The following is a 17,501-nucleotide window of genomic DNA, read 5'->3' as shown; positions in this document are numbered from 1 at the left end:
AGCTATTTTTGCTTTGTGGTAAATAACAGGTCTGGCTTATCCTATAGTACATAGGTTTAAACAGGGAGTTTTCCCTGGAGTGTTCATGAATATTGGCAAACTTTATATTATCGCTGCCCCTTCCGGCGCTGGAAAGACAAGCCTGGTAAAGGCCATGGTTGAATCTACGCCCCATGTGCGTGTATCTGTCTCTCATACCACCCGCGGTATCCGGCCAGGTGAGCAGGATGGCGTAAACTATCACTTTACCTCTGTCGAAGGCTTCCGGGATATGTTGAACAAAGGCATGTTTCTTGAGCATGCTGAAGTCTTTGGTAATTATTATGGAACCTCGGCACACTGGGTTCGTGAACAGCTGAACAAAGGTGAAGATGTTATTCTGGAGATTGACTGGCAGGGGGCGCAGCAGGTTCGCCGTTTGTTGCCTGATGCCGTATCAATCTTTATCCTGCCGCCTTCTCTTGAGGCTCTGAGGGAACGATTGATCGGGCGGGCTACCGATGATCTTTCGATCATTGAAAGACGTATGTCTCAGGCGGTCAGTGAAATGTCCCACTATGGTGAGTTTGACTACCTGGTAATCAATGATGAGTTTGATCTTGCCTTACGGGATCTGCAAACCATTATTCGAAGCCAGCGCCTGTCAATTAATTGGATGCAGCACTACAAAGAAGATCTGATTAAAGGTCTCATAAACTGAGTAATTAAGGGTAAGTAGTTGATCAAAAGAGATCATATTTTCTGTCCAGGTGTCAGTCACTCTGTGGCGTTACAACTTTGGTCATATAACGGCTATGCTCCTTGTGTTTTCCTTGCATAGTGACTGTTCATTTCAGGTAGAAATATATGATTCCATTTGGTCGGCTACTTATCAGCTTTAAGCAACAAGCTATATTTAAATCCAAAGAATTAAAAGGAAGTAATGTTATGAGTGTTAACAGAGTACCTGATAGTACCATTCCAAGTTATTATCAAAAATATAAAAAGCCTGTTAATGGTCAGAATTCCGTACAGGATAAGCAACATAAAGTTGGTAGTGTATCCTGTGATAGTCAAATTAGAAAAACGAATAATGAACATTACCAGGTTAATAACACAGTAATAAAGCCAAAGCAGGTAGATGCTCTAGATCATCTTTCTGATACTTTTATGAACCCAAATGATGATAAGAGTAATCAGTTTGATCGAGACAAACCACCAAAATTCCTTTCCAAAGTCGCTAACAAGGGGATCAAGGCTAAATCTGCAGAAGAGGCAAGAGGTGCTATAAAAAAGTATTTCCAGCTACTGAGGAGATCTTACTCCAGAGACGCACCTCCTTCACCAGAAATAAGAGAGCAGTTATACAATGACGTTGTAAAACTGTCTGCTAAGGTAATGAGCTTTGAATTTACCGCTGGTCGGGATAAGGATAAGGAAAAAACGCTTGGTTTAACTGCAGAGCTTCTTCAACAAATGCTGACTGGCCTGGAAACCTCTTCTGCTGAGTTTGTAAACAGCCAGGTGACAGCCGTTCTTTCCCTTGGAATGATGACCCCAGAGGATAAAGAGTTTCTTTTTGGCTCCTGCCTGAATACTCAGATTGTTTCTGTGGATAAATACACTGCTGACATAAGAAATTTAGACAATAAAATTTCTAGCCTGAAAACGAAGTTAGCTGGTTCAAAGCAAGATGAGGCAGAAGGCCTGCAGCGCAGAATCAAATCTGCGGGTATTGAACGGGCTGATTTAGAGAGAAAGCATCAGCTGCTGGTGTCTAAAGAAGTAGGGGGGATGCATGGCCAAAAAGAGTTTTTCCAAAGCTGCTATGAAATTATGATGAAGCAAGTCAGGACTGAAATCAGGTCTGGTTTAAAGAAACAATTAAAGCAAAAAAATAAAGCAAATTTTGATGAAGGAGTGAAGTTGGTTAACCAAATAATGGAGAAGATGGATTCAACCCTTCGTAGTAAAGCTGAGTCTATTGCTAAAAATGCAGCCAACCAAAAAAAGGGTATTCAAGCGGAAGATGTCTATCAGAAAAAAAGAACAGACCTTTTTTTACTTCTGAATGAAGAGGTTTCAGGGCTTCTTGGAGGTGGTATAAAAGAATCTCCTGACTTAAAATCTACACCTGTGCATAAAAATGATGCAGTGCCAGCCCATAAAGTTGATGATGGAAAAAGTTTTGATAGAAACAGTGAGTCACGAAAGCCTGTGCACAAGAAGAAGGGCTCTGAAGCCAATAAACTGTCGACCTCAGTAACGCAAGTATTAAAAGAAGCTGTTGTTAAGCAGGATCAAAATATAGAAGCTCCCGCAGCTATCCAGCACAAGTCTTCTGATGTTAAGAACCAGGTTGCAGTTAAGGATCTGATCAAGTTATTTGAAGACGTTGCTGAGAAGCACAGAATTGAGGATAAGTAGTAAACCCAATGAAATAATATTGGGTTTCATTTGCCCAACTACAGAATATGGGATTCCTTGGGCGTTAATCGATCTGGCTATAAACCAAGTATGCCCGTTGGCCTTTTGTTATGCCAACGAGCGATACAGTGTTGGTTCCTTATTTATAAAGACTTGGTAGCTTCCCTCAGCCATTCAAAATCTTGCCCCTGGAGTTCAGGTGAAAGCGCCTCTCTGACCATTTCGTGGTACCCATTCAGCCAGTTAATTTCTGGATCAGTCATCAAATCTTTCAACAGGGGGCGAGTGTCAAAGGGCGCAAGGGTCATCGGGACGAGTTTATAGAACTTGCCAAACTCATTCTCGATGTCCTCCGCGATCAGCATAATATTCTCAAGCCTGACACCATGTTTGTTATCACGGTAAATGCCGGGTTCGTTGGTCACCAGCATGCCGGGCTTCAGGGCAACGTCAAACCATCTCGGGCTGATGCTCTGGGGGCCTTCATGCACATTCAGGAAATAGCCCACCCCGTGGCCGGTACCGTGATTAAAGTCAATACCTTCACTCCACAAAGGCTGACGGGTAATGGCGTCCAGCTGTATTCCCCGTGTTCCCTCCTTGAACCTGGCCGTCGCCAGGGCAATATGGCTTTTCATCACCAGGGTATAGTCTCTCTTCTCTTCATCCGTCATCTCCCCGCAGGCAAATGTGCGGGTGATATCCGTTGTTCCATCGGGGTACTGAGCGCCCGAGTCGATTAACAGCAAACCTTTGGTTTGAATGGAATAAGCGGACTCTTCATCCGCCCGATAATGACAGATAGCACCATGGGCAGCATAACCGACAATCGAGGGAAAACTGACACCTCGGAAATACTCTGACTCTGAGCGGAACTGCAGCAGCTGCTCATCAATATTGACTTCATTCAGCTGCCCTGTGGGAATATTGCTTTCCAGCCACCGGATAAAGCGGACCATGGCAGCACCATCACGGCGATGACACTCCTTCATTCGTTCTATCTCAGTGCTGTTTTTGATGGCCTTCAGGTCGGTGGTGGGCAATCTGTCTTCGATCAGGTGAATCGATGCAGGAATCACGGAAGCCAGCTGGTAACCCGAGGTGGCCGGGTTGATCATCAGGTGAGTGTTATCCGCAAGCGTTGATAACCTGTCCAGGATTTCATCATAAGCCGCCAGTTCTACACCAGCTTTTGCCAGGGCTGACAGCGCATCCGCTGCTACTCGCTCTTTGTTGGTAAACAGTGTGATGCTGTCCGCTGAAATCAGTGCATAGGCAAGAAATACCGGGTTACAGTCAATATCAGAGCCCCTCAGATTAAACAGCCAGGCAATATCATCCAGTGTGGTGATAAGAAGCTCTGTTGCTTTTCGCTCCTTGAGAATCTCCCGAACTTCAGCGACTTTCTCTGTGAGGGTTTTACCGGCATAGGCGTCCTGGTGAATAAAGACGGGCTCAGCAGGCAGTGCTGGCCTGTCGGCCCAGATATCATTCAGCAGATCGTGATCGAATTTCAACGTAACGGATTTAGCCGCCAGTTTCTTTTCAAGATTTCTGACGTGGCTCAGGCTCAGAGTGGCACCATCGAAGCCAATGCAACCTTGCTCAGCGACGGCTTCTGTCACCCAGTCAACCATTGATGGGACGCCGGGCTGACCATCTTTCATCAGGGTGATTTCTGAGCCTGCCAGCTGCTCTGAGGCCTGAATAAAGTAGCGGCCATCTGTCCACAGGGCTGCTTTATCCTGTGTTACTACCAGCGTACCAGCAGAGCCAGTAAAGCCAGAGAGCCAGGCTCTCCCTTCCCAGTGGGGGGCTACATACTCACTGTTATGGGCATCGGAAGACGGGATAATCCAGACGTCAATGCCATATTCAGCCATTGCACCACGCAGATCTTGCAGCTTTTTGGTGCTCTTTGGGCTCTTGGTTAAATCAGAGCGGTTCGGGGTATTCACCATGTATCTATTCCAGGCTTTTGGCCATTCGGCGAGTTAGTTTTGGGCAGGGTTTTTTTTCTACTTAGATGATGCTTACGAATACTATAATCCGCACCCTTCATGGAGCAAACACTAACCCTGCTAAAGCTTGTCTGGCTACAGGTCGTAAAGTACACTAAAGGGTCAGGCAAACCGGCATTAAGGTTCTGTTTCTGAACCTGATTCTAATTGATGGAGTAAAACGTGGCTCGAGTAACTGTAGAAGACTGTCTTGATAACGTAGATAACCGCTTTGAACTGGTGATGGTCGCCTCCAAGCGTGCCCGCCAGCTGACCATTGGTGGTAAGGACCCCAAGGTAGACTGGGAAAATGATAAGGCAACCGTGGTTGCTCTGCGTGAAATCGCCGAAGGTCTGGTAACCCCTCTTTCCATTGACGACCGCACGGTTGATGACGACGAAGCAGCAATGTTTCTCGCTGGTGTAGAACAATAAGCGTTTTACCTTCGTACTATCTTTGGATCACAAGCTTTAGAAGATAAGAAGGTGCAATGGATGATCTGCGCTTAAGGAGCGGACTTTGCTGACCATCGATGAGTTTGCCGGCCGCTTGAAGTCCTATCTGAATCCCGAGCAGGTCAACCTGGTTCGTCGGGCCTACTATTATGCGGAGCAGGCCCATGACGGACAAACCCGCCGCAGCGGCGATCCGTACATTATTCATCCCCTGGAAGTAGCCTCCATTCTTGCCGATATGCACATGGACCATCAGAGCCTGATGGCTGCCATGTTGCACGATGTTATTGAAGATACTGGTATCGAAAAGCAGGACATTGCCGGGCAGTTCGGTGATGTGATTGCGGACCTTGTGGATGGGGTCAGTAAGCTGACCCACATGAATTTTGAAAACAAGACGCTGGCCCAGGCAGAAAACTTCCAGAAAATGGCGCTGGCCATGGCCAAGGATATCCGGGTCATTCTGGTTAAGCTGTCGGACCGACTCCATAATATGCGCACGTTGGGTGTGCTGAGGCCTGACAAGCGCCGTCGTATAGCCAAGGAAACGCTGGATATCTATGTGCCGATTGCCAACCGTCTTGGCATGCACACGCTCCGAATAGAGCTGGAGGATCTGGGCTTCTTTGCCATGTACCCCATGCGGGCCCGGCTGATTCGACAGGCGGTGCGCAATGCCCGTGGCAACCGTAAAGACCTGGTCAGCCAGGTTCAGCAGGCGATTGCTGCCCGCCTGGAGGAAGAAGGCCTGAAAGGCCGGGTAGTGGGTCGTGAAAAGCATCTGTACAGCATCTACAGCAAGATGAAGAACCAGAGTAAGTCCTTTGACGACATCATGGACATGTTTGCGTTCCGAATCATTGTGGACAAGGTTGACAGCTGCTATCGGGCACTGGGTATTGTCCATAACTTCTATAAGCCCATTCCCGGGCGGTTCAAGGATTACATTGCCATCCCGAAAGCCAATGGCTACCAGTCGCTTCATACCACCCTGTTTGGTATGCACGGTGTGCCCATAGAAATCCAGATCCGGACCCAGGAAATGGAAGACATGGCCAATAATGGCATTGCTGCCCACTGGCTTTACAAGTCCGGAGAAGAAGCGCTGTCAGGCAGTCATGCCAGAACCCGGCAGTGGCTCAAGGGTGTGCTGGAACTGCAGAAAAATGCCGGAGACTCACTGGAGTTTATTGAGAACGTTAAAATCGATCTCTTCCCGGATGAGGTTTATGTATTTACCCCCAAAGGGCATATTCTTGAGCTGCCCAAAGGTGCGACAGCGGTTGATTATGCTTATGCCGTCCATACCGATGTGGGGAATACCTGTGTAGCCTGTCGTATCAATAAACGTCTGGCGTCACTCAGTCAGCCGTTGCAGAGTGGCCAAACCGTTGAAGTGGTTACCGCGCCCGGCGCAAGACCCAATGCAGCCTGGTTGAATTTTGTTGTCACGGGTAAAGCGCGATCCAATATTCGCCACTTCCTCAAGCATCAGCGCAGAAATGAGTCAATTGCCCTGGGCCGACGCTTGCTGAGCAAAGCACTGGTCAGTTTTGACAGTAGCCTTGAGCAAATCAGTGAACAGGTTATTCGCCAGCAACTGTCCGTGTTTGATCTGGATGACCTTGATGGGCTGCTGGAAGATATTGGTCTCGGTAACCGGATGGCCTATATCGTTGCCAAGATGCTGGTTGAGCCCGGTAGCCTGCCTGAGAACAAGAGTCAGCTGGACCTGTCCAACAGTGAGAAACCGCTGTCTATCCGTGGTTCTGAGGGCATGGTCATCAGCTTTGGCAAATGCTGCTATCCAATACCGGGAGACCCGGTTGTTGGCCATGTCAGCTCGGGCCGTGGCATTGTTATTCATACGGATACCTGCCCGAATGTCTCTGAAATTCGACATAACCCGGAGAAGGTTCTGGAAGTTGAGTGGGATAAGGACGTCTCCGGTGAGTTTACCGTAGAACTCAGCGTAGAGCTGGAGCATCACCGTGGAATGATTGCCTCTCTGGCTACCGCCATTACCGCGGTGGAAGGCAATATCGAGAAGATCAGTATGGTAGAGCAGGACTCCCGTTGCAGCATTGTTCAGCTGCTTCTCAGTGTTCGTGACCGGGTGCATCTGGCCAAAATTATTAAACGACTTCGGGTTATTAAAGGGGTTTACTCGATTATTCGACGACGTCGGGATGCATAAACTTCTGTGAATTAAAGCATTACAAGAAAAAAACCGGATACTGCACCACAAAAACACAGTATCCCGTAAATATCGCTCTAAATCCTTGAAAAATAATGTTTACACCCTAGTATCGGGTGTCTTCTTTTTCTTTTTTCCATGGGCTTCTGAATCCCAAGCTTAAGAGAGTAGATCGATGAGTAACCGACAGACGATTAATACTGATAAGGCTCCCAGGGCTATTGGCACCTATTCTCAGGCGGTAAAAGCAGGAACCACTGTTTATATCTCGGGCCAGATTCCACTGGTTGCAGACACCATGGAATTACTGGAGGGAAGCTTTAAGGAGAAGACCCGCCTCTGCTTTGAAAACCTGAAAGCCATTGCCATGGCGGCTGGCGGAACCCTTGGCGATGCTGCCAAGGTGACAATTTACCTGACCGATATGGCGAACTTTGCTGAAGTCAATGAGGTCATGGCTGAGTTTTTTAAACAGCCTTATCCCGCCCGTGCCGCTATTGGTGTCAAAGAGTTGCCAAAAGGTGTACCGGTCGAGGTGGAGGCTATTCTGGAACTGAAATAAGTTTCTGCAGTGATAGAAGCTCCTGGTCATTTTGAGCCAGGGGCTTTACGAATATTCTGCGGCTAACATCGCTTTTTGGTTTGATTCGTTTGCAGCTTTCTGATGTATCAATAATCACAATTGGTCGAGTTGCATTGTCGATACTGGGTTTAGTCTGGAGTCTCAGGCAGTGTGAGCACTCGGAATAGAACTGGCAGTGGCTCTGCCATTGCATATCGAAAATTTCTGAGTGATGTTTGCCTGATTCATTCTTTATACAGCCTTGCCCTGCGGGTAATGAGTGCATTGCTATATCACCCTGCCCTCCGGAAATTTCATTAACAGATCGTCCTGAGTGGCAATGAGCGGACAAAGTGCTCTTGTTGTTTTCTGCATTGAGGTTCTGCACCCTGTTGTGTATTGGTGCGACAGAAGTTGATGGGGCGGCGCTCACAATCTTGTGCTCTTTCCAGTGGTTAAAAATATCCGGCTAACCATTAGAAAGATTTTTAAAGCGATAGTTCAAAAATAATGAAGCGAATTGTGGTTCGACATTCCCATAAACCTGTCTTGTGGATAACTCTGTGAATTATATCTTGGTAAACCGTTAATAAGCCTGTATTAACGGTCGTTCAGGTTTGTTTCGCCTGTGGATTATTAGGCTCTGCTGGCTGTCAGTCTGCCCACAGAACCTGCCTGGTTTAATCCCTGTTATGGAGAAGGCTGGTATAACCACTTTTATAATCAGGAAAGTAAAACTTATAACCTGTCTCAATAATCCGCTGATTAGAGCACCGTCGATTACCTCTTTGAGGCGATGGATAATTGATATTGTCTAATGCCACATTCAATTGCTCACCAAGCCATTGCAGCACATCAAACGTTGTCGCCGGGGTACTGTCAACGCCGAGATATAAGTTATCTACCGGCAGATGGTCCATATCGCGCCGAATAAGGTGGGCGATGATGCCGGCACAGTCTTTTTGGTGAATTCGGTTACTGTATACGGCAGGCTTTATCGGGCAGCCTTCACCTTTCAACACCCGGCTGATCAGCCGGTTTCGGCCGGGTCCATAAATCCCGCCAAAACGTATGGCTGTACCAGGGAAGGGAGCATGCTGTAAGCGTTTTTCTGCAGCCAGCATGATTTGACCATTGAATTTCACCGGCTGGGTTGCCGACGTTTCGTTCACCCATTCGCCATTACTCTGGTGGAAAGTGCTGGTGCTGGAGGTGAAAAAAATACGTTTTGGTTGGTATTGCTCGTTCACCAGACGGTTAAGAGTATTCTGCAGCCCATCAATGTAAGCCTGTTGATAATGCGCTTCCGTTCTTCCATTAGAGGCGGCGGCATAGACCACGTAGTCAATCTGTTCAGGCCAGTCACCGAGCATTTCGGCATTAAACAGGTCACCCCGGATGGGGTTAACGTCAGCAGGTAACCTGGCAATATTTCGCCGTAACCCCCAGACATTAAAGCATTTCATGGCGGTTAACTGCCGGGCGAGTTCACAACCAACATCGCCACAACCCGCAATCAGTATGTTGAGCTTATTCATAGCTATAGTCTATTGGTTGGTATAATCTTCGGAAAAAACATAATGGCAATTTCGTTTATATGGCTGTATAAATTTACAGTATTATAGATGGCACGAGCATCCTTGCCAGTCTTTCAGGGCTTTTAAGAGCTAAAAGCGTTATATGAACTCAGGGCTGTTCATCGAGCTGTCTTATCAAAACAGTTGAAAATCATTATGACACTGACAGAACTTCGCTACATTGTCACCCTTGCTCAGGAGCAGCACTTTGGCAGAGCTGCCAGTAAGTGCTTTGTCAGCCAGCCAACACTGAGTGTCGGGGTCAAAAAGCTGGAAGATGAGCTGGGGGTTGCCCTGTTTGAGCGAACCCGGAATGCGGTTCGTGTTACCCCAATGGGTGAATTGATCGTCAGTCAGGCTCAGAAAGTTCTGGAAGAGGCATCGGCTATCAAACAACTGGCGAAAACCGGTCAGGATCAGCTCAGTTCTCCCCTGCGAGTAGGTGCGATCTACACCATTGGTCCTTACCTTTTTCCCCATCTGATTCCTCAACTGGCACAGTCCGCCCCCAATATGCCGCTGTATATTGAGGAAAACTTTACCGCTGTTTTGCGCAGAAAACTGCGTCTGGGGGAGCTGGATGCCATTATCGTTGCCCTGCCTTTTAATGAACCGGATGTGTTAACCAGGCCGCTCTATGATGAGCCTTTCAGGGTATTGTTGCCAGGTGGCCATCCCTTGGAAAGTCAGAGAGAAATTGACCCGGCTGACCTGGTCAAAGAAGAGCTGCTGCTTCTGGGCGAAGGCCACTGTTTCCGCGATCAGGTGCTGGAGGCCTGCCCGATGCTGGCCAGTAAAAAAGAGGCTGGTAATGACGGCAGTGGTATTGAAGCAACCTCACTGGAAACCATCCGACATATGGTGGCGTCAGGTATGGGGATCAGTGTGCTGCCACAGTCAGCCGTTGTCGATCATCACTACGCGCCCGATATTCTCAGCACCCGGCCATTTCGTTCGCCAGCACCTGGCAGGACGGTGGCCCTGGCCTGGCGCGCCAGCTTCCCGAGGCCGAAGGCAATTGATGTGCTTTCTGATGCCTTGAGGCAGTGTTCGGTTAATCAATAAGTGGGCCTATGGTGAGTATGAACAGGTCATTACACGATATTCCGGTAACCACGTTAAAAGGCGTTGGTGATGCCCTGGCCGGAAAGTTGGCCAGAATAGGCATTGTCACTATTCAGGACCTGCTTTTTCACCTGCCAATGCGTTATCAGGACAGAACCAGGGTGACACCCATCGGCACACTTCAGCCTCAAACCGATGTGGTGATTCAGGGGAAGGTGCTGGCATCGGATATCGTGATGGGAAAGCGTCGCAGCCTGCTTTGCCGGGTTGGTGACGGGTCCGGATCCATAAGTCTGAGGTTCTTTCACTTTACCGCTGCCCAGAAAAATAACCTCCGGCATGGGGTTGAGATTCGCTGCTTCGGGGAGCCCCGGCGAGGTGCTACCGGGCTTGAGATGTATCACCCTGAGTACCGGGTGATCAAAGCCGATGCCCCGGCGGACGTTGAAGAGACATTAACGCCGGTCTATCCGGCAACAGAAGGTCTGACTCAACAACGAATCCGCAGTTTGTGTGAGCAGGCATTAAAGCTGCTCGCCGATGAAAGCTCTCTGCAGGAACTTCTCCCGGAGCAGATCCGGCAGAAATATCACCTCAGCTCACTGGTGGAAGCCGTTCGACTACTGCATCAGCCGCCACCGGAAGAGTCGATGATACTGCTCAGCGAAGGGCGGCATCCTGCCCAGCAACGTCTGGCTTTTGAGGAGTTACTGGCCCATAACCTCAGCCTCCAGCAGCTCAGAAGGCGGGTACAGGCAATTGGTGGTTTTGCCATGCCACCAAAAAGCCGGTTAACCCAACAGTTATTGGCGCAACTTCCCTTTTCCCTGACCTCTGCCCAGCAGCGAGTGGCCGATGATATCAGTCAGGATATGGCCATGGAAAAGCCCATGCTGCGACTGGTGCAGGGGGATGTTGGTTCGGGCAAAACCGTTGTCGCCGCACTGGCAGCACTGCAGGCGGTAGAAAATGGTTATCAGGCCGCAGTGATGGCTCCAACGGAAATTCTGGCTGAGCAACATCAGCTTAACTTCTCAAACTGGCTTAAGCCGCTGGGTATTTCCATGGCGTTCCTGTCCGGAAAAACCAAAGGTAAAAAACGCCAGGAGATTTTAGCCCGGATCGCTTCTGGCGAAGCCATGGTTGTGGTCGGCACTCACGCCCTGTTTCAGGACGATGTGGTGTTCCATAAGCTGGGCATGGCGGTGATTGATGAGCAACATCGATTTGGCGTTCACCAACGCCTGGCACTGCGGAAAAAAGGGGCAAAAAATGGCGGGCTGCCTGACCAGCTGATTATGACCGCTACCCCGATCCCCAGAACATTGGCCATGAGTGCTTACGCCGATCTCGATGTTTCTGTGATTGACGAGCTGCCGCCGGGACGGACACCCATCAACACTGTCGTTATAGGTGACGACCGCCGTGAAGAGGTCATTAAACGCCTCAAGACCGCCTGCCTTGAAGGACGCCAGGCTTATTGGGTATGCACGCTGATCGAAGAGTCTGAAGCATTGCAGTGTCAGGCCGCAGAAGTGACGGCAGAGCAATTGCAAGAAACACTTCCAGAGTTGTCTATAGGCCTGGTTCATGGCCGGATGAAAGCCAGCGAAAAGGCGGAGGTGATGAACGCTTTCAAGGAAGGTCATCTGCACCTGCTGGTGGCCACCACCGTTATTGAAGTGGGTGTTGATGTACCCAATGCCAGCCTGATGATCATTGAAAACCCGGAAAGGCTGGGGCTGGCCCAGTTGCACCAGCTTCGGGGGCGAGTGGGTCGTGGTAAAATCGCCAGCCACTGTCTGCTGATGTACCACGCGCCGTTATCGCGACAAAGCAGGGAACGCTTGCAGGTGATGAGAGATTCCAATGATGGCTTTGTGATCGCCGAAAAAGATCTGCAGCTAAGAGGCCCGGGTGAGGTTTTAGGTACCCGGCAAACAGGTCTGGCACAATTCCGGGTTGCCGATCTGGAGCGGGATCGTGACTTGCTGGTGGCTGTGCGCACGGCCGCTCAGGAATTAATGCACCAGTCACCAGAAGCAGTAGAGCCGTTGGTGAATCGCTGGCTGAGCAAGGGGGAAGAGTACGCGAATGTTTGACAAATTTGCCAGATTCAGGGGAATCCGCAGCAGGTCAGTTAATTATTGGTCAGCCTCCCGTGAACCTGTATCGGGCATGATCTGCCAGAAGGAAACAACCTTTGGCACTGAAGCTTCACCATTGTCAGGGGGCAAACCGGTGACCTTAAGACTACGGCTGCAAGGGCTGAAGCAAAATTTTGCAATCCTGTTTTCTGTTTGCAAACGGGCCCTTTCCTGCCAGCTCCCGTCTGCCGTCAACCCGAACAAAATCAGGCTGTGAGTATTTGTTTCAGGAACTACTGCCAGCAGGTAACCTTCTTGATTGAAATCTGCTTTTTTGATGGAAAATTCGATGCGTTGCCTGGCCCACTCACCGGCAACAGACTTACGTTGATAGATATCCGTATGGCCCGCAGGATCGTTACAAACAATGGTTTCACCGCTGGGGCTGATGATTGTCAGGGACTCAGCGGGAAATGTTTGTGTCCGGCCCCACATTCCGGACTCCGCCTTGCGCCAGATTGTTACGCACCACCACCTCTTTCTAATGAATTCACAAGGGTCCACAGAAAAATAAATCTTACCACCACCGCAAGGTGGGGGCTCCTGAACAGAAGGCAGCCATTGGTCGTCAGCATTTAATTCCCAGATATCCAGACCATCTTCAGTGGTGATAATTAGACAGCGACCATCGGGGCTGAAATCAGGTTGAATATCGTAATAACGACTTGGGCAATCGCAGGTTTTAATAATTCTCTGTTTTTCACGCCATTGCCCTTCCGGGTCCGGGGCAAAAATGACGACAAAGAAATAATCTCGTCGAATAGAAGCGTTGTAGCAATCATCGCCGGCATCTTCAAACCATGTGGCAAAATGGCGATTATCCGGGCTGAATAGCACTTGGAGATCAAAATCATACTCGCTCACTTTATCGCCACTGGGTGTGAGTTTCAGGTCATCATCAGGATCTTTAACAACAATGTCACCCGTTTGTGACCAGGATTCATCGTCTGCCTTGCCCATCACCGTAATGAATGATCCACTATAAATCACAAGATGTTTGCAGTCGGCACTGAACAGTAAATTATGATTAAGACCTGTATGAATGTTACCTCTATTGACCCACCGGCCATCGGTACCCCGACCGAGAATAGCACCAGCTTGTCCCATGTTAATACAGACCAGTGACCTGGCATCAGGTGACAGGTGCATGGAAGTCATAAACTTTGACCCACATTGAGGAAAAACGTCACCCGTTGTCAGTTGCTGTTGCTCAATCCACGCCCCATTCCTGCATTCATAAACAGACAGCAAGTGCTCTTCACCACTGTAATCGTAGTGAAAAAATCCCGCACTCCCAAAGCTTACCGGAACGGATTGTGCGACAAATAAAATATGGTCGGCATTCTGATGACTAAAACTGGCAATGTGATCGTGTTTGATTTCAGCTTTCCTGACCCAGTGACCATGCTCCAGAGCCAGAATATCACTGTAATTCTTCGCCTTTCTCTCGGTGAGGATGGGAATATGATCATGCAGATGATGGGTAAAGCGTTTAACATTTAAGCTGCCACTGGGTGTAAGGGTCAGTGCAGCCCCGTCAAGAATCTGCTGGCGCAAATGGTTGGCATAAAATGAGTAGAAAGCCGGGCCCAGTTGCACAGGAAAGCGTCGAACAGAAAATATGGACAACGTTCTGAGGTGCTCAAGGAGTTGCTGACTGGACTGAATGATTGCCCGGCACGAAGACTGCCTTTGCCTGGTCAGGGAGAGGAAGTACTGGACCTCTGCCAGGCCGCATGACCGCAGACGATCAGCCGTGGCCGGCGATGCTTGCGCAAAATTATTGATTTCGTTGATTGATAAATAGCTGGCGATTTTGGCGAACACTTCCTGGGATACACGAACCCACCGGTGATCAAAGCAAGCCATATCACGGGCTACTTCAGGCTTGATTTCATTGCTCAATGTATCGACATCGGTACTGGTCTTTAACCTCTTTGCAGGTGGCATAATGTTAAACCCCCAAGGTGACTCAGGCAGTCAAGTATAGTCCTGCTGCAAGGATGATCAGGCACGATCTGCGAGGGAGAATTAACAGAACAAATGTCGTACTTTTCCGCAACCAACTGTTTACACCTGTGAAAGCGACCGATAAAACAGTCGTTACCTGCTTTCGATCAGATCTTATCCAGCCAGGGTGGCTGGAAAGAGGCTGAAGAGGCCATTGCCATGGTAAGGGAGGGATGAGCGACAGTGGTCAACCCTTTAAAAGAAGGGATTCAATAATTAATATTGAGCTTTCTAAACAGGAAGCCCAGGCACCACAATGGCCCAATCAACAGAAACTGCAGATCCTCAAAAAACGACGGCTTTTTCCCTTCAACCTTGTGACCAATAAACTGAAAGATCCAGGCAACGACAAAAATCGCAATACTGGCGTGTAAGACATAAGCTCCAAGGGCTTGAGAGATGGCTGCTGATGCGGCAAAGACAACAATCATGGCCAGCGACAGTTTGAAGGAGAGCTTGAAATAGAACAGCAGGGTAACGGCCATCATCGCCCAGGTGGCAACAGGGCTGAATGCCCATATTATACCGATAATGCTGAAAAGGATGGATGGCACACAGATCCAGTGGATCAATTTATTGGTAGGATTCTGGTGGCTTTCGCCATATTCCGTGAACCACTGCTCGACGGTTTTCATAGCTATGACGCCTCTTTATATTCTTATTATTGACACGAGGAGGTAATTTATCATCTGGTGCCACGGTTCTCAATTGGTGTCTGGTCAGCTATTCACGGGCATAGAAGAGTTGCACCTATTAAAAAGCCCGGAGTTCAGTCCGGGCTCTGAGTCATGCTGGATGATAATCAGGCATTGGTAGCAACAAAGTACTTGGGATCTTCGATGACGTTCACTTCCACCAGGTTACCCGCCTTTTTCAGCAGCTTTCTGCAGTCATTGCTGAGGTGAAGCAGGTGTAGCGTTCTGCCACTGTTCATATAGCGCTCGGCCAGCGTATCGATGGCTTCCAGCCCGGAATGGTCACAGACCCTGGAGTCCCGGAAGTCGATAATAACATCCTTGTTGTCGTCTTTTGGCGAAAACTGCGTCAGAAAGTGTGTGGTGGAACCAAAGAAGAGTGGACCATGCACCTTATAAATGGTTGAACCATCCTGGTCTTCCAGTTTTGTGATTTGGATCTGTTTGGCGTGCTCCCAGGCAAAAATCAGGGCAGAAACAATAACGCCGACAATAACCGCCACCGCCAGGTCGGTCAGAACGGTGACTACCGAAACCAGCACCAGAACAAAGGCATCCCCTTTGGGCACTTTGTTCATGATTCGGAAGCTACTCCACTCAAAGGTTCCGATAACAACGATGAACATGACACCAACCAGGGCAGCCACCGGAATCATTTCAATTAATGAAGAAGCAAAGAGGATAAAGGTCAGCAAGAATAACGCTGCCGAAATACCAGACAGACGGCCCCGTCCACCAGAGTTCACATTGATCATACTCTGGCCAATCATCGCACAGCCACCCATGCCGCCAAAGAAGCCGGTAACCACATTGGCTACACCCTGACCCACACACTCCCGGTTACTGCTGCCGTGTGTTTCGGTGATTTCATCAACCATTCTCAGGGTCAGCAGTGACTCAATGATACCGATAGCGGCCAGAATCAGAGAGTAGGGTAAGATGATCGTCAGGGTTTCAAAAGTAAACGGCACTGAAGGAATGCTGAATGCCGGAAGCCCGCCCGCAATACCGGCAACATCACCAACGGTTCTGGTATCCAGATTCAAACCAAGGGCGAGAGCGGTGACCACAATGATGGCGGCCAGAGAAGAAGGAATGGCTGTGGTCAGCCTGGGCAGAAAATGGATGATTGCCATGGTTAAGGCAACCAGCCCGAGCATCAAATAGAGTTCACTGCCTTTCATCCAGGCAACATCAATAACACTGTTTTCCAGGAAAGAGCCGGTTAACCAGCCGGCTTCACCCTGAACACCAAACTGACTGAGCTGCGCCAGAAAGATCACGATGGCCAGACCATTTACAAAGCCAAGCATCACCGGATGGGGGACCATTCTGATGAACTTGCCGAGTTTGAATATGCCGGCGAGCACTTGAATAATGCCCATCAGAACCACCGCTGCGAACAGATACTGTACCCCGTGACTGGCAACCAGGCTGACCATAACCACGGCCAGGGCACCCGTTGCTCCGGATATCATTCCCGGGCGGCCACCAATGGCTGCAGTAATCAGACCAACAAGAAAGGCAGCATATAAGCCGACCAGAGGCTCGACCCCGGCAACAAAGGCAAAGGCGACAGCTTCTGGAACAAGAGCAAGTGCTACCGTTAAACCGGAAAGAAGATCATTCTTTATGGTGGCAACGTTTCTGGCGTGGGGTTCGAACAAGTGGTGTCTCCAGCAATATATATGAGTCTTGAAAGGTGTTAACGGCATATAGGTGCCGGTATTGATTGTTTACTATTGGAGAATAGTAGAGCTGCTATCTGTCTGACTGACCGGTTGGTTATTGTGAAAAGAACCGGGAGCAAACGAGACACATAGGGTATTGGCAAGCTGGCTGGGAGCATTGCTGCCATATTGGAACGATTGAGTATCCTGAAGCCGCTTGCCACTTTTAAATCAGGCGCAAACTATTGTCTGTTTTGTGAAGGGCATTCTAAAGAAGGGGGGTTGTAAAGGCAATGTCACGGCTCTCCCCCCATATGGAGGCTATCAGCCCGCCCTGCTTCGGACTGTGGCTTAATTATAGGTATTGTCCTCAGGTTGTTACATAAAACATCTGCCGTATAATACACCCCACTTCCACGGACTGACCCAAACGGTCATCCACGGATCAGCAGAATGAATCATCATCGTTGACCGGGAAGTGCGGTTTGAAAATGGGTTGTTTTGAAATGAATGAAAAACAACCGGTTGACAAATCAAGCTGGCGCGGTATGATGCGCCTCCGCTGACAGGGCTTGAGAGCAACGTTAGCGAGTTGGAAAGCTTCTTTCTTCTACGGGAAAAACGAGCGCTTGACAACGAAAGCTGCTTCGGTATGATAGCGGCCTCGCTGATCGGCACCATCGCCGGTTAGAGATTGGGTCTCAATGACTTGGTCA

12 protein-coding genes are annotated in these 17,501 nt (G+C 49.0%); 7 read left to right on the top strand and 5 right to left on the bottom strand.

Annotated elements, in window-relative coordinates:
- Positions 1-85: 85 nt before the first annotated feature.
- The gene (gene gmk / locus J7438_RS05810) at positions 86-700 is read left to right on the top strand and encodes a guanylate kinase (protein WP_209200448.1); all 615 of its coding nucleotides are present in this window, start codon (positions 86-88) and stop codon (positions 698-700) included.
- 146 nt (positions 701-846) lie between these two features.
- Entirely contained in the window at positions 847-2,406 is a 1,560-nt protein-coding gene (locus J7438_RS05805) for a hypothetical protein (RefSeq protein WP_209275797.1), read from the top strand.
- Positions 2,407-2,549: 143 nt separating this feature from the next.
- Here the strand turns inward: J7438_RS05805 and J7438_RS05800 are convergent, their stop codons facing one another.
- A complete protein-coding gene (locus J7438_RS05800) occupies positions 2,550-4,367 on the bottom strand; it encodes an aminopeptidase P family protein (protein ID WP_209275796.1) in 1,818 nt (605 codons plus the stop codon).
- A 222-nt stretch (positions 4,368-4,589) separates the two neighbouring features.
- Here J7438_RS05800 and rpoZ point away from each other — a divergent pair, with 222 nt between their 5' ends.
- The 3 genes from rpoZ (at position 4,590) to J7438_RS05785 (ending at position 7,621) form a co-directional block, all read left to right on the top strand.
- Positions 4,590-4,841, top strand: coding sequence for a DNA-directed RNA polymerase subunit omega (gene rpoZ, locus J7438_RS05795; RefSeq protein ID WP_209200451.1), 252 nt, complete (start codon positions 4,590-4,592; stop codon positions 4,839-4,841).
- A gap of 85 nt (positions 4,842-4,926) precedes the next feature.
- Positions 4,927-7,059 (top strand): bifunctional GTP diphosphokinase/guanosine-3',5'-bis pyrophosphate 3'-pyrophosphohydrolase, encoded by a 2,133-nt coding sequence (gene spoT / locus J7438_RS05790; RefSeq protein WP_209275795.1) that lies wholly within the window; start codon positions 4,927-4,929, stop codon positions 7,057-7,059.
- Between the two features lie 175 nt (positions 7,060-7,234).
- Positions 7,235-7,621 (top strand): RidA family protein, encoded by a 387-nt coding sequence (locus J7438_RS05785; RefSeq protein ID WP_209200453.1) that lies wholly within the window; start codon positions 7,235-7,237, stop codon positions 7,619-7,621.
- 680 nt (positions 7,622-8,301) lie between these two features.
- On the opposite strand, the gene J7438_RS05780 is transcribed toward J7438_RS05785, so the two are convergent.
- Complete coding sequence (locus tag J7438_RS05780) at positions 8,302-9,159, bottom strand: SDR family oxidoreductase (RefSeq protein ID WP_209200454.1); 858 nt, start codon at positions 9,157-9,159, stop codon at positions 8,302-8,304.
- A 195-nt stretch (positions 9,160-9,354) separates the two neighbouring features.
- On the opposite strand from J7438_RS05780, the gene J7438_RS05775 reads away from it, so the two are divergent.
- Positions 9,355-10,263 carry a hydrogen peroxide-inducible genes activator gene (locus J7438_RS05775; RefSeq protein ID WP_209275794.1) on the top strand — a complete coding sequence of 303 codons (909 nt, stop codon included), beginning with the start codon at positions 9,355-9,357 and terminating at the stop codon, positions 10,261-10,263.
- A 17-nt stretch (positions 10,264-10,280) separates the two neighbouring features.
- Positions 10,281-12,365, top strand: coding sequence for an ATP-dependent DNA helicase RecG (gene recG / locus J7438_RS05770; RefSeq protein ID WP_209275793.1), 2,085 nt, complete (start codon positions 10,281-10,283; stop codon positions 12,363-12,365).
- A gap of 42 nt (positions 12,366-12,407) precedes the next feature.
- Here recG and J7438_RS05765 read toward each other — a convergent pair whose 3' ends face one another.
- The 3 genes from J7438_RS05765 to J7438_RS05755 form a co-directional block, all read right to left on the bottom strand.
- Positions 12,408-14,360: a hypothetical protein gene (locus J7438_RS05765; protein ID WP_209275792.1), complete on the bottom strand. Its 1,953-nt coding sequence runs from the start codon at positions 14,358-14,360 to the stop codon at positions 12,408-12,410.
- A 269-nt stretch (positions 14,361-14,629) separates the two neighbouring features.
- Complete coding sequence (locus tag J7438_RS05760; protein WP_209200458.1) at positions 14,630-15,055, bottom strand: Mpo1 family 2-hydroxy fatty acid dioxygenase; 426 nt, start codon at positions 15,053-15,055, stop codon at positions 14,630-14,632.
- A 167-nt stretch (positions 15,056-15,222) separates the two neighbouring features.
- Positions 15,223-16,782, bottom strand: coding sequence for a SulP family inorganic anion transporter (locus J7438_RS05755; protein ID WP_286196432.1), 1,560 nt, complete (start codon positions 16,780-16,782; stop codon positions 15,223-15,225).
- Positions 16,783-17,501: the final 719 nt, after the last annotated feature.

Origin of the sequence: Thalassotalea sp. G20_0, from assembly GCF_017744175.1 — a bacterium.
Lineage (GTDB): Bacteria > Pseudomonadota > Gammaproteobacteria > Pseudomonadales > Endozoicomonadaceae > Endozoicomonas.
This window is presented reverse-complemented; position numbering and strand designations above follow the sequence as displayed.

What these genes read in the sequence shown, in the direction of transcription:
- recG (WP_209275793.1), top strand. Translation starts at nt 10,281, where the DNA reads ATGAACAGGTCATTACACGATATTCCGGTAACCACGTTAAAAGGCGTT.
- J7438_RS05780 (WP_209200454.1), bottom strand. Translation starts at nt 9,159, where the DNA reads ATGAATAAGCTCAACATACTGATTGCGGGTTGTGGCGATGTTGGTTGT.
- J7438_RS05760 (WP_209200458.1), bottom strand. Translation starts at nt 15,055, where the DNA reads ATGAAAACCGTCGAGCAGTGGTTCACGGAATATGGCGAAAGCCACCAG.
- J7438_RS05785 (WP_209200453.1), top strand. Translation starts at nt 7,235, where the DNA reads ATGAGTAACCGACAGACGATTAATACTGATAAGGCTCCCAGGGCTATT.
- gmk (WP_209200448.1), top strand. Translation starts at nt 86, where the DNA reads ATGAATATTGGCAAACTTTATATTATCGCTGCCCCTTCCGGCGCTGGA.
- J7438_RS05805 (WP_209275797.1), top strand. Translation starts at nt 847, where the DNA reads ATGATTCCATTTGGTCGGCTACTTATCAGCTTTAAGCAACAAGCTATA.
- J7438_RS05775 (WP_209275794.1), top strand. Translation starts at nt 9,355, where the DNA reads ATGACACTGACAGAACTTCGCTACATTGTCACCCTTGCTCAGGAGCAG.
- J7438_RS05765 (WP_209275792.1), bottom strand. Translation starts at nt 14,360, where the DNA reads ATGCCACCTGCAAAGAGGTTAAAGACCAGTACCGATGTCGATACATTG.
- J7438_RS05800 (WP_209275796.1), bottom strand. Translation starts at nt 4,367, where the DNA reads ATGGTGAATACCCCGAACCGCTCTGATTTAACCAAGAGCCCAAAGAGC.